At 35.2% G+C, this 21,909-nt stretch carries 20 protein-coding genes; 3 read left to right on the forward strand and 17 right to left on the reverse strand.

Annotation, left to right across the window (positions count from 1 at the left end; all coding sequences use genetic code 11):
• Nucleotides 1–5: 5 nt before the first annotated feature.
• Nucleotides 6–1,055 carry an endonuclease/exonuclease/phosphatase family protein gene (locus BMY39_RS03175; protein ID WP_177176533.1) on the reverse strand — a complete coding sequence of 350 codons (1,050 nt, stop codon included), beginning with the start codon at nucleotides 1,053–1,055 and terminating at the stop codon, nucleotides 6–8.
• Nucleotides 1,056–1,179: 124 nt separating this feature from the next.
• Between BMY39_RS03175 and BMY39_RS03180 the strand changes: the two genes are divergently transcribed.
• Together BMY39_RS03180 and BMY39_RS03185 are read left to right on the forward strand one after the other, a co-directional pair.
• Nucleotides 1,180–3,981 (forward strand): carboxypeptidase-like regulatory domain-containing protein, encoded by a 2,802-nt coding sequence (locus BMY39_RS03180; RefSeq protein ID WP_092575244.1) that lies wholly within the window; start codon nucleotides 1,180–1,182, stop codon nucleotides 3,979–3,981.
• A gap of 111 nt (nucleotides 3,982–4,092) precedes the next feature.
• Nucleotides 4,093–5,556 carry a DUF5689 domain-containing protein gene (locus tag BMY39_RS03185; protein ID WP_092575247.1) on the forward strand — a complete coding sequence of 488 codons (1,464 nt, stop codon included), beginning with the start codon at nucleotides 4,093–4,095 and terminating at the stop codon, nucleotides 5,554–5,556.
• A 24-nt stretch (nucleotides 5,557–5,580) separates the two neighbouring features.
• Here the strand turns inward: BMY39_RS03185 and rlmF are convergent, their stop codons facing one another.
• Together rlmF and BMY39_RS03195 are read right to left on the reverse strand one after the other, a co-directional pair.
• Entirely contained in the window at nucleotides 5,581–6,528 is a 948-nt protein-coding gene (gene rlmF / locus BMY39_RS03190) for a 23S rRNA (adenine(1618)-N(6))-methyltransferase RlmF (protein ID WP_092575250.1), read from the reverse strand.
• A 12-nt stretch (nucleotides 6,529–6,540) separates the two neighbouring features.
• Entirely contained in the window at nucleotides 6,541–7,509 is a 969-nt protein-coding gene (locus BMY39_RS03195; protein ID WP_092575252.1) for an endonuclease/exonuclease/phosphatase family protein, read from the reverse strand.
• A gap of 50 nt (nucleotides 7,510–7,559) precedes the next feature.
• Here BMY39_RS03195 and hflX point away from each other — a divergent pair, with 50 nt between their 5' ends.
• Nucleotides 7,560–8,771 (forward strand): GTPase HflX, encoded by a 1,212-nt coding sequence (gene hflX / locus BMY39_RS03200; RefSeq protein ID WP_092575255.1) that lies wholly within the window; start codon nucleotides 7,560–7,562, stop codon nucleotides 8,769–8,771.
• 182 nt (nucleotides 8,772–8,953) lie between these two features.
• On the opposite strand, the gene BMY39_RS03205 is transcribed toward hflX, so the two are convergent.
• From BMY39_RS03205 to BMY39_RS03275, 14 genes are all read right to left on the reverse strand, one after another.
• Nucleotides 8,954–9,892 (reverse strand): DUF3078 domain-containing protein, encoded by a 939-nt coding sequence (locus tag BMY39_RS03205; protein ID WP_092575258.1) that lies wholly within the window; start codon nucleotides 9,890–9,892, stop codon nucleotides 8,954–8,956.
• 103 nt (nucleotides 9,893–9,995) lie between these two features.
• Nucleotides 9,996–10,502, reverse strand: a complete 507-nt coding sequence (locus BMY39_RS03210) for a DUF2480 family protein (protein WP_092575260.1) — start codon at nucleotides 10,500–10,502, stop codon at nucleotides 9,996–9,998.
• A 53-nt stretch (nucleotides 10,503–10,555) separates the two neighbouring features.
• Nucleotides 10,556–10,882, reverse strand: coding sequence for a DUF59 domain-containing protein (locus BMY39_RS03215; protein ID WP_092575263.1), 327 nt, complete (start codon nucleotides 10,880–10,882; stop codon nucleotides 10,556–10,558).
• Between the two features lie 58 nt (nucleotides 10,883–10,940).
• Entirely contained in the window at nucleotides 10,941–11,363 is a 423-nt protein-coding gene (locus BMY39_RS03220) for a SufE family protein (RefSeq protein ID WP_092575266.1), read from the reverse strand.
• Nucleotides 11,364–11,401: 38 nt separating this feature from the next.
• Nucleotides 11,402–12,196: an META domain-containing protein gene (locus tag BMY39_RS03225; protein ID WP_092575269.1), complete on the reverse strand. Its 795-nt coding sequence runs from the start codon at nucleotides 12,194–12,196 to the stop codon at nucleotides 11,402–11,404.
• Nucleotides 12,197–12,340: 144 nt separating this feature from the next.
• On the reverse strand, nucleotides 12,341–13,555 hold the full coding sequence (locus BMY39_RS03230) for an aminotransferase class V-fold PLP-dependent enzyme (protein WP_092575276.1): 1,215 nt from the start codon (nucleotides 13,553–13,555) through the stop codon (nucleotides 12,341–12,343).
• A gap of 95 nt (nucleotides 13,556–13,650) precedes the next feature.
• Nucleotides 13,651–14,964 carry a Fe-S cluster assembly protein SufD gene (gene sufD, locus BMY39_RS03235; RefSeq protein WP_092575279.1) on the reverse strand — a complete coding sequence of 438 codons (1,314 nt, stop codon included), beginning with the start codon at nucleotides 14,962–14,964 and terminating at the stop codon, nucleotides 13,651–13,653.
• Nucleotides 14,965–15,048: 84 nt separating this feature from the next.
• Nucleotides 15,049–15,801, reverse strand: coding sequence for a Fe-S cluster assembly ATPase SufC (gene sufC / locus BMY39_RS03240; protein WP_092575284.1), 753 nt, complete (start codon nucleotides 15,799–15,801; stop codon nucleotides 15,049–15,051).
• A gap of 104 nt (nucleotides 15,802–15,905) precedes the next feature.
• Entirely contained in the window at nucleotides 15,906–16,322 is a 417-nt protein-coding gene (locus tag BMY39_RS03245; RefSeq protein WP_092575288.1) for a hypothetical protein, read from the reverse strand.
• Nucleotides 16,323–16,332: 10 nt separating this feature from the next.
• A complete protein-coding gene (gene sufB / locus BMY39_RS03250) occupies nucleotides 16,333–17,781 on the reverse strand; it encodes a Fe-S cluster assembly protein SufB (protein ID WP_092575293.1) in 1,449 nt (482 codons plus the stop codon).
• Nucleotides 17,782–17,795: 14 nt separating this feature from the next.
• A complete protein-coding gene (locus BMY39_RS03255) occupies nucleotides 17,796–18,125 on the reverse strand; it encodes a HesB/IscA family protein (RefSeq protein ID WP_092575296.1) in 330 nt (109 codons plus the stop codon).
• Between the two features lie 584 nt (nucleotides 18,126–18,709).
• On the reverse strand, nucleotides 18,710–19,774 hold the full coding sequence (locus tag BMY39_RS03265; protein WP_394333958.1) for a cytochrome-c peroxidase: 1,065 nt from the start codon (nucleotides 19,772–19,774) through the stop codon (nucleotides 18,710–18,712).
• Nucleotides 19,775–19,780: 6 nt separating this feature from the next.
• Nucleotides 19,781–20,545: an MbnP family protein gene (locus tag BMY39_RS03270; RefSeq protein WP_092575309.1), complete on the reverse strand. Its 765-nt coding sequence runs from the start codon at nucleotides 20,543–20,545 to the stop codon at nucleotides 19,781–19,783.
• Nucleotides 20,542–21,891 (reverse strand): hypothetical protein, encoded by a 1,350-nt coding sequence (locus BMY39_RS03275; protein ID WP_092575312.1) that lies wholly within the window; start codon nucleotides 21,889–21,891, stop codon nucleotides 20,542–20,544. Before BMY39_RS03275 ends, BMY39_RS03270 begins: the two co-directional genes overlap by 4 nt.
• Between the last annotated feature and the right edge of the window lie 18 nt (nucleotides 21,892–21,909).

Consider the following 21,909-nt stretch of genomic DNA (forward strand, 5'->3'; position numbering starts at 1 on the left):
TGGTTCTATTTTACTTCTTTAATCAAATACATATAAACTGGAAAATGGTCGCTAAAACCATTGCTAAACCCGCCGTCATTCCAGCTTCTGAAAGGGTAACCCTTGTATTTTCCATTTGAAGTGATGAGGTAATTTTTATTGAAAACACCTGCCTTATAATACCTAAAGGACGAATATTCTTTCTCAAGAAATGATTTGGATATAATGATTTGATCAAACAAACTCCAATTATCACGATAGGCTGTAGTGCCTAATCCACCTCTATAATAGTTTTCAAAAGGATTGTAAAGATTGTTAGTATTTACTTTATTACGTTTTCGTTTTGTTTTTAAAGCGTCTTTTAAACTAGCGTTATTGGGGTTGTCGTTCAAATCTCCCATAACAATTACTTTGGCATAAGGGTTTTCAGATTGAAGCGAATCTATGATATGCCTATTTAATTTTGCAGCAGCAATGCGTTTGGGTTCGCTTCTAGTTTCACCACCACGTCGCGATGGCCAATGGTTAACGATAATATGAATTAAATCGTCTTCCAGTTTGCCACTTACCAATAATTGATCTCTGGTCGTAATACGTTTTCCGTCCTGGTCATCATAAATTTTTAACTCGTAAGTTTTAGAACCAGTAGGTGTGAAGAGTTTTTTTTGATACAACAACCCAACATCAATGCCTCTTGCATCAGGCGAATCGTAATGTACAATACCGTAATCTTTTTCAATTAAGGTAGAATCATTCACAATATCATCTAAAACAGTTTTGTTTTCAACTTCACAAACACCGATAATTGCGGGTGTGTTTTGGGTAACTTCTTTTCCAATTTCAGAAATTACCCAAGCCATATTTTTCACTTTCTGATAGTATGCTTTTTTTCGATTTGTCTTGAGTTCCATAATAGGGCTATACTCATCAAACTTCAAAGGGTCATTTATAGTATCAAAAAGATTTTCAAGATTATAAAACGCAATAGTGTGAATTTTGAACGTTTTCTCTTGGCTATTAGCAAATATTGATATACTAAAAGCCCATAGAAATAAGAGCAATTTTAAAAAATTCATATAGTACATCTGAAAAATTTTCATAAAGCTATGAGCAAATCTTAAGCCAAAGTTAGCCTATTGATTTAAATTTATTAGAATCAATAAGTTACTTTTTCTTATTATTGGTGTCATAAAAGTGTACATGGATAAAATAACCCTTATTTTATTATTCGCAATTTTTTCATTTTTTGGGTTTTCCCAGCAAACTATTATTAAGGGAAGCGTTAAAGATGCCGTGTCCTTGCAGCCCATATTAAATGTTACTATTGAGTTGGAAGGCACAGAATTAGTAGTGCTATCAGATGTTCAAGGTGAGTTTAGTTTTAATACTAATGTGCCCCTAGGAGAGCAAATTCTCAAAATTTCCAAAACGGGATATAATATCAAACGTTTCCCGATTATTGTAAATAAAGGACAAACGATTGATATTTCAGATATGACTTTAGAGCGCGATTTGTCGCAAAGTCAAGATTTGTTTACCATTACATTATCTGATGATGAGTTGGATAACGATGCTATTGGAGCAGACAACATTACAGGTTTGTTATCTTCTTCTTTAGATGTTTTTCAGCGTACGGCTGCTTTTGAATTTAGTCAGTCGTTTTTTAGATTAAGAGGTTTAGATTCTGAAAACGGTAGTGTTCTTATTAATGGAATACCAATGAATAAATTGTTTAATGGACGACCACAATGGAGTAATTGGGGCGGATTAAATGATGTAATGCGAAATCAAGAGTTAACCACTGGTTTAGCACCTTCCGATTATAATTTTGGAGGCATTTTAGGAACCACTAATATTAATGTTAGGGCATCACAAGCAAGACAAGGAGGGCGACTTACCTATTCTTCATCCAATAGGAGCTACTCCAATCGGTTAATGGCAACCTATGCTTCAGGATTATTAAAAAATAATTGGGCTTATACCCTTTCTTTGGGTAGACGTTGGGGAAATGAAGGCTATCAAGAAGGGACGTTGTATGATGCAAATTCTATTTTTATTTCTGTTGAAAAGAAACTTAATGACAAACACAGTTTAAATTTTACAGGGATTTATGCACCAAATCGGAGAGGAAAATCATCACCAAATACGCAGGAGGTTTTTGATATAAAAGGAATAAGATATAATGAGTATTGGGGATGGCAAGATGGTGAACAACGTAATTCTCGTATCAAAGAGGTAGAAGAACCTATTGTAATGTTGAATCATTATTGGGACATATCTTCGAAAACAAGATTAAATACTAATGTAGCCTATCAATTTGGAAAATTAGGCAATAGCCGATTGGACAATAATGGCACCGATTTGGTAAACGGTGTGCCAGAAGGTGGTGGCGCAAATCCAAGTCCTAGCTATTACCAAAAATTACCAAGTTATTTTGAACGCAATTTTCCTGATGATTTGCAGTTTGCCTATTTAGCACTTCAGGAGTTTCAAAACAATGGTCAAATTGATTGGAATTCTTTATATGAAGCTAATATTTCGAATGCTCAAACAGGAGGAAATGCGCGATACGCGTTGTATGAAGATCGTGTAGATGATACTCAATTTACCTTTAATTCTGTTTTAAATTCAGAATTGAATGACAACGTATTTTTAAATGCAGGTGCAAGTCTTCAAAGGTTAAAGTCAGAGAATTTTGCTGAGGTTTTGGATTTATTGGGAGCCTCAACGTATTTGGATATAGATCAATTTGCTGAGGATGTTAATGAAGCACAGAACGATTTACAAAATCCGAATAGACTGGTTGGTGTGGGCGATACCTTTAAATATAATTACAACCTATTTGCAAATGTGATTAATGGATTTGCACAAGCCCAATTTCGATATAACAAGTTAGATGTCTTCTTATCTGGTAGCCTAACAAGCACACAATACCAGCGAGAGGGATTGTACCAAAATGGTGCATTTCCAGATAATTCTTTAGGGAAAGGTGAGACATTAAACTTCTTAGGTTTCGGCTTAAAAGGTGGCGTTACCTATAAAATTTCGGGAAAGCATTTATTAAATGTCAATAGTGGGTATCTCACTAAAGCGCCTTCCTTGAGAAACACGTATTCCAATTCAAGAGAAAATCATAATGTGGTGCCAAATATTACAGAAGAAAAAATACTGTCTGCGGATGCGAGTTACATCTTCCGATCGCCCATTATAAAAGCAAAATTAACGGGGTACTATACCAAGATTCAAGATGCAAATGAAATCTCTTTTTTCTTTGCTGATGGTATTGGTGGCGATAATGTAGCATTTATTCAAGAAATTTTACAGGGTATTGATAAGCAACACATCGGTACAGAATTGGGCATTGAAGCGCAAGTAACACCTACAATTAAATTGAAAGGTGTAGCATCGGTTGGTCAGTTTACTTACGCTAATAATCCTAATTTATATTTAACTACAGAAGCGGATGATGAATCTATTGCTGCTGGTTTTGTTGATGGGTTTAAGGATTTTGGACAAGCAAATCTTAAAAACTATAAAATTGCTGCTGGTCCGCATCGCGCCTATTCTGTTGGTTTTGAATATCGAGATCCTGATTTTTGGTGGTTTGGTGCTACTGTAAACTTTTTTACAAATACGTATATTGATGTGAGTCCGTTAACCCGTTCTTCAAATTTCACTACAGATTTTGATGGTAATGTATTTAACGATTATGATGAAGCATTGGCTAGAGAGCTTTTAAGGCAAGAGCGTTTTGATGATTATATGGTAGTGAATTTGGTGGGTGGAAAATCTTGGAAAATAGGAAGTAAATATATAAGTGTTTTTGCAAGTATAAATAATTTGTTAGATGAAGTTTTTAAAACTGGCGGATTTGAACAGGGCAGAAATGCGAATTATAGAGAGTTGAGAAATGATAAAGCTTTAGATACTCCAGTTTTCGGACCGAAATACTGGTATGGACGTGGTGCAACCTATTTTTTGAATGTGAATTATAGATTTTGAAACAGAAGCCGCACCTAACCTCCCCAAAGGGGAAGAACTCTAACTCTTGAGGAATGGAGTACTTAAAAAAGGGAAGGGCATTTGAAATTAAGAGTTTAAAATATTTTGAATATGAGTAAAAAGATAAAAGTAAGCATTCCCCTCCTTATGGAGGGGTTAGGGGAGGCCTTTTTGATTGGAATACTTTTAGTTTGCTTTTCCTGCGTAAACGACGACGATTTTGGAGTGCCAAATATCACGAGTGAAGACCCAATGATTCCAGCTGAAAAGCTAACAACGTTTAAGGCTATAAAATCGCTTTACGAACAGACGGTTAATGGCGGAAATACAACGGTAATTATTGAAGATGATATTTATATTGAAGGTTATGTGGTGTCTTCAGATGAAGGTGGTAACTTTTTTGAAGAATTGATTGTTCAGAATAAAACGGATAACAGCAATCCTGATAACGATCCACGATTAGGGTTTAAAATTGATATTAATCAAAGTAGTTTATCAGACACTTATCAGTTTGGTCAAAAGGTGTTTGTGAAAATGCAAGGGTTGACTATTGGTGAAACGAGCGGTGTGGTTACCATTGGAAAAGGTAATGGAACTAGTGTGCAACAAATTCAGCCTTCGGAATATAAAGATATTGTATTGCGAACCAATACTATTGTAGAAATACAACCTAAAATAGCAGAACCTCAAGATTTGACTGAGGCAGACTTAAGCACATTCATTCAGCTCAACAATATGCAACTTAATCGGTTTGAATTAGGTGCCACATTTGCCAGTGAATCTTTTGATGAATTTGATGGCTTGCGACTCATGGAAAGTTGTGATTCTGGTGTACAAATCATTATGCAAACTAGTACCTTTTCAGATTTTAAATCGCTGATTGTACCACAAGGAAATGGTAGCATTACTGGGATTTTTAGTCGCGATTTTAGAGATGATTTTAATGTGATTTTGCCTAAAAGTTCTTCTGATATTAATTTTGAAAGTGATGACAGATGCGACCCATTAGAGTTTTCTTGTGGTCTTGCCTCAACAGTAGGATCACAGAATTTATTGTATGAAGATTTTGAGTCGCAACGAAATAATAGACCCATTGAAATTGATGGTTGGACAAATTATATTGAAGCAGGAACGGAAGCTTGGGAGGGTTATTCTTCAACATCGTCAAATGCGTCTTTAGGGCGTTCTTGTAGATTTCAATCGGCTAGTTCTGGTGATGAAAGTAATATTGGTTGGTTAATAACTCCTCCAATAGATTTGGATGCGCAAGATGGCGAGTCCTTGCGCTTCAAAACCTCAAACAGTTTAGCCGATAGCAGTTATATGGAAGTGTTTTATGCTGATGACTGGGATGGTACCGAAGCAGGTGTTACAGCTGCAACGTGGCAAATTTTAAGTGACGCTTATGTTGTAAAAGATTCTGATTCTTTTGCGGAATGGTTTAGCTCTGGTAATGTAGATTTATCCTGCCTTTCTGGAACCATTCATATCGCATTTAAATATACGGGAAGCGGGCAATCTACATTTGATGGCGTTTATGAGTTGGATGAAATTAGTGTAGATTATACGCCATAGAAACTACTTGTAATTGTTTATAAATTACCAGTCATCTTGTTGCGTTTTATCTAAAAATGTCCAAGCCACTAGACGACTTATTTTATTGCCTTGACCCATTGAAAGTGTCTTTACTTCTTTGGCTTCTACTTTTTTTAAAGTGTTATAAATAGATCGAAGGTTAGACTCTTTTGATACTAAAGTAGTAAACCAAAAGCAAGATGTTTTAAATTTTCTGCTTTCAAATATCATATCTTTAACAAACTTTGCTTCTCCACCTTTGCACCAAAGCTCATTAGGTTTTCCACCAAAATTTAAGACAGGTTTTATCGGTTTTTGCTTTGTAAGATTTTTTATTTTACGAATTGCACTAGCCTCAGCTTCTTCTGCAGATGAATGAAAAGGTGGATTACAAATGGTAACATCAAATTTTTCATTTGTGCGGATAACACCATCAAAAATATGTCTTGGTGTGTTTTGTAATCGCAATTCAATAGCATCCTTTAGACCAGGATTTTGCTCCACTATTTTTCTAGCTGAGGCAATAGCAACGGCATCAACATCTGAACCAATAAACGACCAATTGTATTCATGGTTTCCTATGATGGGATAGATACAATTAGCACCTACACCAATATCCAAGCACGTTATGTTTTTTCCTTTTGGAATTATACCCTCGTTTGATGAAGCTAATAGATCTGCTATATTGTGAATATAATCGGCTCTTCCTGGTATTGGAGGGCATAGGTAATACTTCGGAATATCCCAGTATTTTATATTATAGTATTGCTTAAGCAATGCTATATTTAGTGTTTTTACAGCTGCGGGATCAAAAAAGTTTATAGATTGATTTCCATATTTATTGGGCTTAACAAATTGTGCTAACTCAGGGGAAGTGTCTATTAATTTAGCAAATTCATAACGACCACGATGCTTATTACGAGGGTGTAATTGCGTTTTCTCTTTGGGTAATTGATTTTTTTTCGATTGCATCCAACAGAATCCTTATTTCTTCAAAATAGTATAAACAGGAAAATGGTCGCTATACCCACCTTTATATTTTTTTCCAACATAAGTTCTAAAAGGCGAACCTTTAAAAGGGCCTTTAAACTGTTTTAAAAAATCAACATCCAAAATATTGGCCTTGAAAAACTCAAATTCACTTTTTGAACTTTTAAAAAAATTGGTTGAAATTAAAATTTGGTCAAAAACGAACCATTGGCGCTTGTGTTTTACCGTGCCACGTGTAAAAGAACGCAACGTTTCAAAAGGGTTGAATAAATCATGATCCTCCACCAACCGCTTTAAACTTTCATTCTCCGGATTGTCATTAAAATCTCCTAAAATCAATATTTTAGCATCTTTGTCATCTCTTGTAATGGAAGAAATAATTTCACTTACCTTTTCAGAAGCGGCCAAACGCTTAAATTCTGTTTCTTTTAACCCTTCTCGTCTTGATGACCAATGATTCATGATAAGATGAACTTTTTCACCATCCAAATGTCCTGAGACTAATAAAATATCTCGGGTATAGTCTGGAAATCCATCTAAATCCATTAATTCCACCTTAAATGTTTCCGTGTGCGAAGGTTCAAAAACATTAGTGTCATATAACATGGCAACATCAATACCACGTTCGTCTAAAGAATCAAAATGCACATATTCATAATTTAAGTCTTCTAAATGTTTAGAGTTTAGCAAATCCTCCAGAACTCTGGCGTTTTCAACTTCGGCTAAACCAATTATAGCAGGATGTTTGCCTGTTTCTTGTAAGCCAATATTAGAAATGGCAAATCCTAGTTTTCGTAACTTATTTTTATATCTTTTGGGTGTCCATCGTTTTACGGATTCCGGCAAAAAATCGCCATCATTGGTAAATTTGCTATCTCGTAAATCAAATAAATTTTCAATATTGTAAAATGCCACAGTTTGCATATCGTGGCGTACGGTAATATCTTCGATGTTTTCTGTCATGACTCAAAAATATAAAAATAAAAATGACTTCAATTATGTAACTTTGTACTATGATTGAAAAGAAAGAGATTGGTTTAGAAAAGACTGTGTTGCTTGGAATAATTACCCAAGATCAGGATGAAGAGAAGTTAAAGGAATATCTGGATGAACTAGAGTTTTTAACTTATACTGCTGGTGGAAATGCTGTGGCAAGATTTACGCAAAAAATGGATAAACCAGACCCAAAAACATTTTTAGGTTCTGGAAAAATGGAACAGGTGAGGCACTACGTTGAAGAGAATGAGGTGAGCACCGCTATTTTTGACGATGAATTGTCTGCTACTCAAGAACGTAATATTAGTAAAATACTGGGGTGCAAGGTTTTAGACAGAACGAACTTGATTTTAGATATTTTTGCCCAACGTGCGCAGACGAGTTATGCCAGAACACAAGTAGAATTGGCGCAGTACGAATATTTGCTCCCACGATTAAGAGGTATGTGGACGCATTTAGAGCGCCAGCGAGGTGGTATAGGTATGCGTGGTCCTGGTGAAACAGAGATTGAAACTGATAGGCGTATTGTTCGAGATAAAATTTCTCAATTAAAGGAACGTATTAAAACAATCGACAAGCAAATGGCAGTGCAACGCGGTAACCGTGGAAAAATGGTTCGTGTGGCACTAGTAGGATATACCAATGTTGGAAAATCCACATTAATGAATGTCATTAGTAAAAGCGACGTCTTCGCTGAAAATAAGCTGTTTGCAACGCTTGATACTACGGTTAGAAAAGTAGTAATTCAAAACTTACCGTTTTTATTAAGCGATACTGTTGGATTCATTAGAAAGTTGCCTACACAATTGGTTGAGAGTTTTAAAAGCACATTAGATGAGGTAAGAGAGGCAGACTTGTTGTTGCATGTTGTAGATATTTCACACCCAAATTTTGAAGAGCATATTGCGTCCGTTAATAAAATTTTAGGTGAAATAGATAGCAGTGATAAACCCACCATAATGGTATTTAATAAAATTGATGCCTACGAACCAGAACCTTTGGGCGAAGAAGAAGATGAGAAAACGGCTAAGCATTATACTTTAGGTGAATGGAAAAAAACATGGATGGGGAAGGTAGGCAACAACGCATTATTCATTTCCGCGTTAAATAAAGATAATTTAGAAGATTTTAAAAAACGCGTTTACGACGAAGTGCGAGAAATTCATGTCACACGTTTTCCGTATAATCAATTTTTATATCCAGATTATAACTACGAAGATATGTCGTAATTGGGTTCCCGTGCTCTAGCGATTAAGGGCTGTTTGTTAATAGTCTCCGAAGCTCCATTTGTAGATACTTTGGTTGTGGACTGACTATTACACTATCCCTAATACAAAAAATGCGCTTCCTTTTTTCTAGGAAGCGCATTTTTTATGAAGTTCAATTTATAAATTTATAAGAAATATAAATATTAGAATTTATAGCTTAAACCAAATGTGTAGTACGTCTGCAAATCGTTATCAACCGTTTCAAAAGTAGCATTTGGATCGCCTCCATCGGCAGGAGCAAGTGTTTGGATATAATTTAAAGCTTCCTGTTTATTGCTTCTTAAACCAAAATCAAAACCTACACCAATCATTTTCCATAATGTATAGCTAAACGAATTGGTCCAGGTCCAGTTAGATAAGTCGCTAGATTTATAACTTTGGAATGCAGATAAATTCGTTTTAAATGCAATTGCACCTATTTGTCGTGTATAATCGGCGACAATTTTGGCACCTAAAGACGATTCGAAAACGGCATCGTTATCGGCAAAAACAAAGTTGTAGTTTAATGGGTGTACAACTACTACTAAATTTTCAATAGGTGTCCATGTACCACCAATACCAACATCGAGATAGCCAGGGTTGTTAAAGTTATTTAAAATTGTGGTTCTGTATTCCATAAGAGCAGAAGCCGCTAAATTTTTAACAACATTTCTACCATATAAAGATGATATGTTAAATACATCAGTAGTTGGCTCAAAACTGTCGCTATCGGTAGCAATATCCTTATTATCAAGTTTAACCCAATTTAAGTTTGTAGTTAAGGAGTTTCTCCAAAAATATTTGTCTTGAATTAAATTAGCAAAACCGTTAAGCGTAAAACCTATATTACCAGAACTGTTATTTGGGGCACCTTGTGCATACCAATTATTAAAGTTTGATATGCTACCGCCAATAACTCCAAAGGCACCAGTCCTCCAACCAGGGAGGGCATCTATTTTAGCTTGTAAAGCATCTGCCTCTGCTTGTGCAGCATCAGCTTCAGCCTGTTTTTCAGCTTTTTGTGTTTCTAATTCTTCCTTTGTCTGAGCACTAATAGCTGAAAGACTAAGACATAATACTGTAAGAAATAGTAGTTTTTTCATTATAATTAGTTTTTTTAAATGTGTGAGCAAATATAAATTAATTTTAACAAATGTTAAGATGATAGTTAAAATTAAACCTCTTAAGATTCGATATTATATACCATTATTTCTTTTTATACAGCGGCACTGAAGAACAAGCCTCTCCATACATAATGGATTTTGCAATAGGTTTTAGTTTACTGCTTAGCATGATATAAGCATTTTGTGGTACAGGCTTATTTGAGCAGCCCTTTACAATAATTGGTTTGTCTTTATACTGCGAAACATCAAGATTGTTAATGACATCTTGATAAATTGAAGTTTCCAGTTGTTCTAGATTGCCAACAATTATTTTTTTGGCATAAGGTTCTAAGTTGATGCTAAGTAACATATATGCCCAACCTGGAATAATGGCATCTGTACTGCAAGTTAGCGCGATATAATTGTCTTGATATTTACTCCAATCAAATTCAGAAACTTGTTGCCTGAAATCTTTTTCACGAAGCACAAATTCTTCAAATAACCAATCTTTAATATCAAATATTACTCGATTTCCTTTAGGATAAAAATCTTCAAGGTCTATAGTAACTAATTTGCTATTCGCTACGCGATTTATAATTTCATCTGCCATAATAAAATTTTAAGTTTATAGTCCGTGCATACTGCAACTGATGCAAACCTAAATTAAAGCATTCCTAATTCTAACTTCGCTTCTTCACTCATTAAATCCTGAGACCAAGGCGGATCAAAAGTAATTTCTACTTCAGCGTCATTTACATCGTTCAACGATTTTACCTTTTCTTCAACTTCTAGTGGTAGTGTTTCGGCCACGGGACAGTTGGGAGTAGTCAACGTCATTAAAATCTTAACGTCATAATCTTCGTTTACAAATACATCATAAATCAACCCTAATTCGTAAATATCAACTGGTATTTCGGGGTCGTAAATGGTTTTTAAAACATTTACTATTTTTTCGCCTAATTCGGCCGTGTCTATTGTTGTTTCGCTCATTTTATTAATTGTTTAAGCGTTTATTCGTTGAGTTGTTTAAACGCATCAACGATTAAACTTAATTCAATTGTGTTTGGTACGCTATGGCATACATTTTTAATTGCTTCACCATACTTACTAATCCGTTAGCTCTAGTAGGTGATAGATGTTCTTTCAAGCCAATTTTATCAATAAAGCTGGTATCGGCATCAATAATGTCTTTGGGGTGCTGATTTGAAAATACACGTATTAAAATAGCGATAATACCTTTAGTTATTATAGCATCACTATCAGCGGTAAACGTTACTTTATCATCGTTCATTTCAGCATGTACCCAAACCTTGCTTTGGCAACCTTTTATAATGTTATTGTCGGTTTTATATTGGTCGTCAATTAAGGGTAAATCCTTTCCTAGATCAATCATATATTGGTACCGTTCTTCCCAATCTTCAAACATTGAGAATTCGTCTATAATTTCGTTTTGAATGTCTTCAATACTCATACGTTCAATTTTATACAAAAATACAATAAGAAATATTGCTATTCAATGTTTTCGGTGGATGATAAGATTTCTTTAACTAATGAAGCAATTTCTTTTGGAGGATTGCCATGATCAAAAGGGGTAGATTCATAAATTTTTCCATTGGAAATAATTTTAAGATGTGCTATTGCGGCGCCATCATACTGAAATGCTTTACTTGGTGCTTCAAGATCTGATATGTTTTCAAGATTTATATCGTCATAAAGTTTTATTAATGTACTCCAATATGGCCTACTACATGCAATTTTTAAAGATGTGGCGTTTCTCTTTTTTGAAAAACGAATAGTATCCTTTTCTATTTTAATATGCTTATAAGTGCCTCTGGAAGTAGCAGAATATTCGAAAATAACTTGTTTTTCCAAGGTTGTTTTAACGGCAGACAATAACAGAGTTTTTTTGTTAAATAATGAAAATCCATTTTCTGAAAAGAATACAGTATCGGCATTTTCAAGGGCATTTAAAACTTGAGTTTCTAATGTATTTTTATCCTCAGAACACAGCATTCGTGTTGCTCCTAAAGGACTGAATTTTAATGAGTTTTCACTTAAGGTATATGATCCAAAAAAACGATTGCATCCTGAAAATCCTGATACTTGTTGAGTGCTGTCGTTAAATGAAATACTCAAATTATAAGCTGTAACATCTTCATTGTTTAAAGTATTTATGTTGTAAATACCGTTAAGCTCTTTTAAAATTATATTGGTGTTTTGTTTGTCTTGCATGATTTGATATTCATTTGGCCCCCAACAGCAACGCAGTATGACTAGGCCAATAAGTAATGCTATATATTTCATTTATACATATTTTTAATTTATAAAGGTGAACATACAAAAAAGACACCAAAGTTTATAAAACTTTTAATTTTCTTCTTTTGATGTTTTACAGTAATGTAACTATTGTGTTTAGTTGTTCTCTCCAGAAAGAGTGGGTGTATTATTTTAAGACAGCATCATTTTAGCTTTCTTAACACCTTCAACTAGCGCATCAATTTCTAGCTTTGTGTTGTAGAATGCGAATGACGCACGAATGGTTCCCGGAATTTTGTAGAAATCCATAATGGGTTGTGCGCAATGGTGTCCTGTTCTAACGGCAATTCCTAATTTATCTAAAATGGTACCAACATCATACGGGTGAATGCCTTCTAGATTAAATGAAATTACAGACGTTTTGTGCTTTGACGTACCGTATATTTTTAAACCTTCAATTTCTAGAAGTTTTGCAGTGGCATATTCCAAAAGTTCGTTTTCGTAGGTTGCAATATTGTCAAAACCAACACTATTCATATAATCAATAGCTGCACCAAATGCAATACCACCACAAATATTAGGAGTTCCAGCTTCAAATTTATGCGGTAAATCTGCGTAAGTTGTTTTTTTAAAAGTAACTTCGGCTATCATTTCACCACCACCTTGGTATGGGGGTAATTTGTTAAGCCATTTTTCTTTTCCGTAAAGCATTCCCACACCGGTAGGCCCGCATATTTTATGAGCTGAGGTTACATAAAAGTCAGCATCTAAAGCTTGAACATCTGGCACTAAATGTGGTACAGATTGGGCGCCATCGATTAATACTGCAGCTCCTACGTCATGAGCTTTTCCAATAATGTATTCTATAGGGTTTATGGTGCCTAACGCGTTTGATATATGGTTGACAAACACCAACTTGGTAGTTTTGGATAATAGAGCATCAAATTCTGAAAGGATAAGTTCCCCATTTTCATTCATTGGGATTACCTTCAAGGTTGCCCCAGTGCGTTCACACAACATTTGCCACGGCACAATATTACTATGATGTTCTAGTGCTGAAACAATAACGTCATCGCCTTTCTTTAGAAATGAAGAAAAACCATTGGCCACCAAATTAATGCCGTGTGTTGTACCTGATGTAAAGATGATTTCATGAGGGAACTTCGCGTTAAAATGTTGCCGTATCTTTTGTCTTGAAGCTTCGTATAAATCGGTAGCTTCCTGACTTAATGTATGAACTCCACGATGTATGTTGGCGTTGTAATTTGAATAATAATCTACAATGACATCTATAACCTGTTGAGGTGTTTGGGATGTTGCAGCATTATCCAAATACACCAAAGGTTTCCCATTTACTTTGCGAGAAAGTATCGGGAAGTCTTTTCGTATGTCTTCTACATTGAACATGGCAGATAATTTAGCCCCGATAGAAGCGGCATCCTTTTTTGAGGAACGAGAAAAAGATACAGCGGATAGCGGGAAATAGCTTCAAATAAAACTTATTATAGATCGAATCCAATATTTACCCCTAATTTATTGGCAATAATCTTGGTGATACGTTGTTTTAATTCAGGAATTTTAACGGATTCTAGAACATTGTTACTAAAAGCAAACATTAACAAAGCGCGGGCTTCTTTCTTTGGAATGCCGCGTGAACGCATGTAAAACATAGCGCTTTCATCTAACTGACCAATAGTACAACCGTGCGAACATTTTACATCATCGGCAAAAATCTCTAACTGAGGTTTGGTGTTTATGGATGCTTTATCGCTGATTAAAATATTGTTATTAGCTTGAAAGGCATTGGTTTTTTGGGCTTCTTTTTCTACAATTACTTTCCCGTTGAAAACGCCCGTAGAGCGGTCGCCAAAAATACCTTTATAGTCTTGATGACTTTCGCAATTTGGTTCTATATGATGCACCAAAGTGTTGTGGTCTACATGCTGTTTTTCGCCAATAATGGTAATGCCTTTTAAGGTAGAATCGATACGTTCACCTTCTTGATAAAAGTTTAAGTTGTTACGCGTTAATTTACCTCCAAAGGAAAATGTATGCACCGATGCTAAACTTTCTCTTTTTTGCTTGATAAAGGTATTATCAATTAAAGATGCGGTGGCTTTATCGTTTTGAATTTTGTAATAGTCTACGATAGCACGTTTGCTTGCGAAAACTTCGGTAACGCTATTGGTTAAAACAGGGTTATCGGTTAAGCTTTGATGACGTTCGATAATCTGTACATGCGAATTCTCACCAACTACAACCAAATTACGAGGTTGCAGCATAGTTGCGGATTCATTTCCAGTAGAAAAGTGAATGATTTGAATTGGTTTTTCTACAATTTTATTTTTTGGAATATGAATATAAGCGCCTTCTTGAGAAAATGCTGTGTTTAATGCTGATAAACTATCTTTTTCTGCAGCTTTATTGAAGTAGTTCTCTATAACCAATTGGTATTTAGGCTTACTTAATGCGGCCGACATTAGGCAAACATCAATACCGTCGTGCGTTGTTTGCGATAGGTGGGATGAATACTTACCATCAATAAATATAATTTTGTAAGTATCAATATCATGAATAAAATATTTTTTTACTTCATGATAATCTAGCGCGTTTTCTTGCTTTGGAAAAACGCTATAGTCTTCCTTTAAGATACTATTTAACGATGTGTATTTCCAAGCTTCCTCCTTTTTTGATGGAAACCCCTTTTCTTCAAATATTTTTATGGCTTCAGACCTAACATCGTGGGCATAGGCATCTACATCCACTCTATTTTCGAATGCTAAAAATGATGAAACTAATTTATCTTTTAAATCCATGTTTTTCAGTATTCAGTATTCAGTATTCAGTATTATATTCAGTTTCGGTGAACACTTACTGCGACTGTATACTGGTTACTGGCGCTATGCGCCAACTTCCTCTTTAATCCAATCGTAACCTTTTGCTTCTAGCTCGTGTGCCAATTCTTTTGATCCAGATTTTACAATTCTGCCATTGTGTAAAACGTGCACATAATCAGGAACAATATAATCTAACAAACGCTGATAGTGCGTAATTACAACAACGGCATTATCTTTGCTTTTTAGTTTATTCACGCCATTTGCTACAATACGAAGCGCGTCGATATCCAAACCAGAGTCTGTTTCATCAAGAATTGCCAATTTTGGTTCTAACATGGCCATTTGAAAGATCTCATTACGCTTCTTTTCTCCACCAGAAAACCCTTCGTTTAAAGAACGCGATAAAAACTTGCGGTCTATTTCTAACATCTCCGATTTTTCACGAATAAGTTTTAACATATCCTTTGCAGCCATTTCTTCCAATCCTCTTGCTTTACGAGATTCGTTGATGGCTGTTTTCATAAAGTTGGTAACGGACACACCCGGAATTTCTACAGGATACTGGAATGACAAAAACACACCTTTGTGTGCGCGTTCTTCAGCGGCTAGTTCTTCAATATCCTCACCTTCAAAAATGATATTTCCTTCAGTAACTTCGTAATCTTCTCTTCCAGCAATAACAGATGCTAACGTGCTCTTTCCAGAGCCGTTAGGTCCCATGATAGCATGAACTTCTCCTGGTTTTACTTCAAGATTAACACCTCTTAAGATAGTCTTATCTTCAACGCTTGCGTGTAAATTGTTTATTTTTAACATAGTTTATTTTTGAAATTCCAAATATCAAAAACAAAATTCCAAATTATTACTCTTGTTTATATTTTTGAAATTTAGGGTTTGCTATTTGTGATTTAATTTTATAATTAGCTTCCTAATTTTATTATATTGTTTTCTTCTTTAGAGCCTGGTTTTACATCTATTATTTCTAGGATCTCCACCTTGTTTTCCCAAAGAATGGTTTCGTGTTTTTCGTTTGTTATTTTTGCCCTCACTTCCACCTGAACCATATCTGTAGAAGCGGTTTTAAAACTTTCTGCTTTCTCATTGAGCTCATTAAATTTATGTGTTGGTAAAACGCCATAAATTTCTGAATTCGTTTGTAAAACTGCAGCACCTCCATGATAGACATAATCTCCTTTCAAAAGTGTAAGACCATCATTTTGCTTTTCAGTTCGTTGATTTGTTTCCTCAGAGACGACATCTTTCGTTTCTGATTTTGAATCGTTTTTACAACTTAAAAGTGCTGAAAAAGTTAGCACTAGAATGAATGCTTTTTTCATTTTTATTAATTTAACCAACACTTCCTTCTAAACTTATTTCTAATAATTTTTGAGCCTCTACAGCAAATTCCATTGGGAGTTTGTTTAATACTTCCTTGCTGAAACCATTTACAATTAAAGCAATAGCTTTTTCGGTATCAATACCACGCTGGTTACAATAAAAAATTTGATCTTCACCAATTTTACTAGTTGTAGCTTCATGCTCAATTTTAGCCGATTGATTCTTTGCCTCAATATATGGGAAGGTATGTGCACCACATTCATTACCCATCAATAAACTATCACACTGTGAAAAATTACGAGCGTTTTCGGCTCTGGAATTTACCTGAACCAAACCACGATAGCTGTTTTGAGATTTTCCTGCTGAAATACCTTTTGATATAATGGTTGACTTCGTATTTTTTCCTAAGTGAATCATTTTTGTTCCTGTATCAGCTTGTTGGTAATTGTTCGTTACTGCAATAGAGTAGAATTCTCCAACTGAGTTATCTCCCTTTAATACACACGATGGATATTTCCAAGTTACTGCAGAACCTGTCTCTACTTGTGTCCAAGAGATTTTTGCATTCGTTTCACATAAACCGCGTTTGGTCACAAAATTGTAAACACCACCTTTACCTTCTGCATTACCTGGAAACCAGTTTTGCACTGTGGAATATTTTATTTCAGCATCATCTAAAGCTATAAGCTCGACAACGGCAGCGTGCAATTGGTTTTCATCACGACTTGGTGCTGTACAACCTTCTAGATAACTCACATAACTACCTTCATCAGCAATTACTAAAGTTCTTTCGAATTGCCCTGTACCAGCTTGGTTTATTCTAAAATATGTTGAAAGTTCCATTGGGCATCTTACCCCTTTTGGAATATAGCAAAACGAGCCATCACTAAATACGGCAGAGTTTAATGCTGCATAAAAATTATCTTTTCTGGGAACAACGGTGCCAATATATTTTTTAACTAGTTCAGGATGCTCTTTTATAGCTTCTGAAATACTCATGAAAATAATACCTTTTTCACCTAAAGTTTTCTTGAATGTTGTTGCTACAGAAACCGAGTCTACAACTACATCCATAGCTACACCAGCCAATTTCTTTTGTTCATCTAACGAAATACCTAGTTTCTCAAAAGTTGCTAATAATTCTGGGTCAACTTCGTCAATACTATCATATTTGGGTTTGCTATTTGGAGCAGAGTAGTAAGAGATGCCTTGAAAATCAGGCTTTTTATAACGCACGTTTGCCCATTCTGGTTCTTCCATGTTTTCCCAAATACGAAATGCCTCCAAGCGCCATTCCGTCATCCATTCTGGTTCTTCTTTCTTTTTAGAGATAGCGCGAACAATATCTTCGTTTAAACCATTTGGAAACGTATCCGATGCAATATCTGTATAAAAACCATATTCGTATTCCTTGGTTTTTAGTTCTTCGCGAAGATCATCTTCAGTATATTTAGACATAAATTTTTCTTGTTTTATAATGAAAACGATTCACCGCAACCGCAAGTTCTATTTGCGTTGGGATTATTAAAAACAAAACCTGTTCCGTTTAATCCACCGGAGTATTCAAGGGTTGTTCCAATCAGGTATAAAAAACTTTTTTTGTCAACAATAATTTTCACACCATTATCTTCAAAAACCTTATCGCCTTCTTGCTGTTCTTTATCAAATTTCAAGTCGTAGGATAAACCCGAACAACCGCCACTTTTTACACCTACGCGAATATAATCGGTAGTTGCGTTGTAACCGTCATCAGCCATAAGTTCAATAACTTTTTTCTTAGCTGTATCAGAGACTTTTATCATATTCTTTCTAATTAAATTTAGTAGTGTATTAATATTTTTTATTAAGACAGTTTCTAAATAGAGGACAAATATACAATATAAGTCATTTAATTAAGCATAACCTAACATTATATTAGCATATAGGTTTATAGGTTTTTACTATGATAAAAAATGGAAAGTATGAACCGGTAGTAGTGCCTTTGAAATCAATAAAATAACTGATTTTTCTTAAAAGCTTATAACTCGTAACCTATATGGTTTAATAGGTTTGCTGTTCTTTTACTTTTGAAGTAATTTGAAAAAGAGTTCGTTTCACCGAAAGCAGAAAGATTCATAATATTACCACTATCTGTTGAAATAAAATGATTGTTGCAGCATTTGCAAACCAGCTCAGATGTGTCCTCATCGATTTTTGACACTAAGGTAAAATTATGGCCAAATATGGCGCAGAATCTATTGATAGGTGTTTCAAACATCATTATCATGCTAAATTTGGGGTATTCAAATATCGTAAATACTTTAGTTATTATCGGTAAAATGTATTTTTTTTCGACGAAATACATATTTTTTTAAGATGTATCGCTTAAAGAAGAGTTTCAATTTTACTAATTGGAAAAACTTGGGTTGTTTACAAACGCATCATCAGATAATGTAAGAAGGAAGGCTTTTAAGTCTGTTTTGTCCTTTTCTGAAAGGTTCACGCCACCCTGTGCTACTTTTTTCATTAAAGGGTCTATAGTTGAAGAGTTTTTTAAGCCTTCACTGTAATGGTTAATTACTTCTTCAAGCGTATTAAATCTCCCGTCATGCATGTATGGCGCGGTAAATTTTAAGTTTCGAAGAGATGGCGATCTAAATTTTCCGTTATCAGCGGGATCTCCCGTAACAGCACCCAAGCCTAAATCGGTAAACGTTTCGTCTAAGCCGTTGTTATGAAAAGCATTGTCTGTCCATAAAGGATTTTTATCACTACCATGGCAATGAAAACAGTCGCCTCTAGCTTCATCCATAAATACATCAAAACCATTTTGCTCCTCAGGTGTTAATTGTGCTTCACCTAAAAGAAACTTATCAAATTTTGAGTTTGCTGAAATTAGTGTGCGCTCAAATTGCGCAATAGCCTTGGTTACTAACGTTGAGTCGATTCGTGAAGTGCCAAACGCTTGTTGAAATAATATTGGGTACTCTACGTGTTCTTGTAGTTTTTTTTCAACCTCGGCCCAAGTGCTTTTCATTTCGCTAGGATCAGTTACAGGACTAAATGCTTGATGTTCTAGACTAAATGATTTGCCGTCCCAAAAGAATTTTTCATCGTAATTCCAAGCAAGATTAAATAATGGCATTGCGTTTCTGTTTCCCAAAGTGCCATCGATACCATCGCTAAATCTAGCGGTATCAGTAAATGCATTTTTTGGCGCGTGGCAATCGGCACAAGCTTGTGTGTTATTTCCTGAAAGTATAGGGTCAAAAAACAGTTTTTTCCCCAATGCAACACCTTCAGTTGTTTGAGGGTTGTTATTTGGAATTACCGGGGCTATAATATTGTCTTGAAACAGCTTGGGGATATTTAATGCGCTTGGTGTGGGAGCATAACTTTCAGTACTTTCATTAGAGCAGGAACAGTAAAAGAAAGCCATTATAAGCATGATATGTATGTGCCATTTCTTCAAAATATATTACTCTACAGAAATTAAACTGAATACGTTTTGTCCGTTTTCAAACATTAAAACTTGGGCATCAAAATTAGGCATTAGCATTGTATTCAGTACATTTAAATCCCAAATGTTAGGGTTGTTAAACCATTCGGCAATATTCATTTCTATATTAATATTTGTACCATCAGAAATGGTGATTTCTCCTAAATCTATCTCAAAAAATGTATCTTGGAACTTAGGAGGGCTCACAGAATTATCTATAGCCCTAATAGCATGATAAGCATAACCAGTTTCTGTACTGGTGTTGTCTATAAATTTACCTTCCAACTGCATATAATGATAACCGCCTCCTAATTGTGAGGGCACATTCCAAGATGCAGCATTTAAATCTTGATAGTTGTTATAATTATCATCATTATTAAAGCCAAATATAAAAGAGACGTTCTTGTAATTTCCTGATGGAATAGTGAGACTTGGGTTAAATGATAAATTTTGGCTGTTCTCTACATCAATCAATTTATATTCGTTTAAAACGAGCTTTTCGTTATTAAAGGTTGTGAAGGTTATATCTGAAACAAGATACCGCAAGCGCTCTATACTCAATTGATCCCCTTTGGCATTGGTGAATTTTATAGTGTTAAAATCTGCTTGCGTTACGGGCATATTATCCCATGCATGAGAAAAACTGAATGAGATATTAGCTTCGGCATTGGTTGTGTTGGTGGAGTCGCTTTCACATCTCAGCAATAAAAAAGAAAGGATAAGAATATAAGTTATATGCTTCATTGTAAAGGTATTTTAAATAGTAATACATCTGTAAATCCTTTGTTTGTAGTAATGTCTTGATCGGAACTACTGGATTCCCCAACAGCAATAATTGCATCGTTATTAAGCTGAATAGCGTCAAAGGCAAAATCAACATTGGACCCTCCAATTGAGGTTCGCCATTCCAAATCACCATTAGCGCCAATCTTAAAAACCCAAGCATCATTCTGACCGTTGTTTTTTGAAAGGTCTCCATCAGAACTTCTCGAACTTCCTGAAATGATAAAGCCGCCATCTGAAGCTTTTGAGACCGAACGTGCCGTATCAAAACTTGTGCCTCCATACGTTTTTGTCCACAACAGGTCGCCATTTGATGTGATTTTGGTGATGAGCACATCGGCAGCACCGTTATTACTAGAAACGTCCTTATCCTTGCTTCTAGTGTCTCCAACGATGACAAAATTACCGTCAATAGTGCCTGTAATGCCCCAAGCTTCATCAATTTCAGAGCCGCCTACAGATTTTTCCCAGATGAGATTGCCTGTATCTGATAGTTTCACTATCCAAAAATCGTAAGTGCCTTTGTTGTTTTTTATATCCACATCATCACTATCCGATGAGCCTACAATAATAAAATTGTTGTCCTCGGTTTCAACAACATCATAAGGTGTATCGGTAAATGTGCCACCAAAAAACTTGCTCCATTCTTTCTCACCGTTTACGTTTAGTTTTATTGCCCAATAATCACCTCCTGCATGTAATGAAGCCAATGTTTTACTGTTGCCTTGGCCTCCAGAAGCTGAGACGTCTAAAACGCCCGTCACTAAAAAGCCGCCATTATTTGTTTCTGTTAAAGCATAACCAATATCTGCTCCTAAAAACCCAAATGATTTTTGCCAAATAATATTTCCCGAAACATCCAATTTAGCAATCCAAAAATCATGTGCTCCAGCATTTTCAGAAACATCGCCATCTGTACTTTTACTATAACCCAAAATCGCGTATCCGCCATTTGTAGTTTCAATGATATCTAGCCCTCTATCGTCATCACTTCCGCCATATGTGTTTTGCCATTGCAATGCGTCATTACCATCAAATTTTAGAAGCCAAAAATCGAAAGATTCGTTTGTTTTATTTTGAATATCACCATCTAAACTTTGTGTATGGCCTAAAATGGCATAACCGCCATCTGATGTTTTAATGACTGACTGTGCGCTTTCATTTAAACTGCCTCCAAGAGTTTTTACAAACTCAGTAGATTTACTAATAATTGTATTGGAAGCATTATCATCAGTTTTCGAGCAATTTACAAGGATGAAAAAGGATATAAAAAAGAATACTACGTTATGTGAAACACTGTTTTTCATTTGGGGTATGGTAAACGT

The organism is Hyunsoonleella jejuensis, from assembly GCF_900111025.1.
Taxonomy (GTDB): domain Bacteria; phylum Bacteroidota; class Bacteroidia; order Flavobacteriales; family Flavobacteriaceae; genus Jejuia; species Jejuia jejuensis.

Excerpts from the sequence above, each read along its gene's own strand:
- BMY39_RS03175 (WP_177176533.1), bottom strand. The coding sequence starts at position 1,055 with ATGAATTTTTTAAAATTGCTCTTATTTCTATGGGCTTTTAGTATATCA.
- BMY39_RS03180 (WP_092575244.1), top strand. The coding sequence starts at position 1,180 with ATGGATAAAATAACCCTTATTTTATTATTCGCAATTTTTTCATTTTTT.
- BMY39_RS03185 (WP_092575247.1), top strand. The coding sequence starts at position 4,093 with ATGAGTAAAAAGATAAAAGTAAGCATTCCCCTCCTTATGGAGGGGTTA.
- rlmF (WP_092575250.1), bottom strand. The coding sequence starts at position 6,528 with ATGCAATCGAAAAAAAATCAATTACCCAAAGAGAAAACGCAATTACAC.
- BMY39_RS03195 (WP_092575252.1), bottom strand. The coding sequence starts at position 7,509 with ATGACAGAAAACATCGAAGATATTACCGTACGCCACGATATGCAAACT.
- hflX (WP_092575255.1), top strand. The coding sequence starts at position 7,560 with ATGATTGAAAAGAAAGAGATTGGTTTAGAAAAGACTGTGTTGCTTGGA.
- BMY39_RS03205 (WP_092575258.1), bottom strand. The coding sequence starts at position 9,892 with ATGAAAAAACTACTATTTCTTACAGTATTATGTCTTAGTCTTTCAGCT.
- BMY39_RS03210 (WP_092575260.1), bottom strand. The coding sequence starts at position 10,502 with ATGGCAGATGAAATTATAAATCGCGTAGCGAATAGCAAATTAGTTACT.
- BMY39_RS03215 (WP_092575263.1), bottom strand. The coding sequence starts at position 10,882 with ATGAGCGAAACAACAATAGACACGGCCGAATTAGGCGAAAAAATAGTA.
- BMY39_RS03220 (WP_092575266.1), bottom strand. The coding sequence starts at position 11,363 with ATGAGTATTGAAGACATTCAAAACGAAATTATAGACGAATTCTCAATG.
- BMY39_RS03225 (WP_092575269.1), bottom strand. The coding sequence starts at position 12,196 with ATGAAATATATAGCATTACTTATTGGCCTAGTCATACTGCGTTGCTGT.
- BMY39_RS03230 (WP_092575276.1), bottom strand. The coding sequence starts at position 13,555 with ATGTTCAATGTAGAAGACATACGAAAAGACTTCCCGATACTTTCTCGC.
- sufD (WP_092575279.1), bottom strand. The coding sequence starts at position 14,964 with ATGGATTTAAAAGATAAATTAGTTTCATCATTTTTAGCATTCGAAAAT.
- sufC (WP_092575284.1), bottom strand. The coding sequence starts at position 15,801 with ATGTTAAAAATAAACAATTTACACGCAAGCGTTGAAGATAAGACTATC.
- BMY39_RS03245 (WP_092575288.1), bottom strand. The coding sequence starts at position 16,322 with ATGAAAAAAGCATTCATTCTAGTGCTAACTTTTTCAGCACTTTTAAGT.
- sufB (WP_092575293.1), bottom strand. The coding sequence starts at position 17,781 with ATGTCTAAATATACTGAAGATGATCTTCGCGAAGAACTAAAAACCAAG.
- BMY39_RS03255 (WP_092575296.1), bottom strand. The coding sequence starts at position 18,125 with ATGATAAAAGTCTCTGATACAGCTAAGAAAAAAGTTATTGAACTTATG.
- BMY39_RS03270 (WP_092575309.1), bottom strand. The coding sequence starts at position 20,545 with ATGAAGCATATAACTTATATTCTTATCCTTTCTTTTTTATTGCTGAGA.
- BMY39_RS03275 (WP_092575312.1), bottom strand. The coding sequence starts at position 21,891 with ATGAAAAACAGTGTTTCACATAACGTAGTATTCTTTTTTATATCCTTT.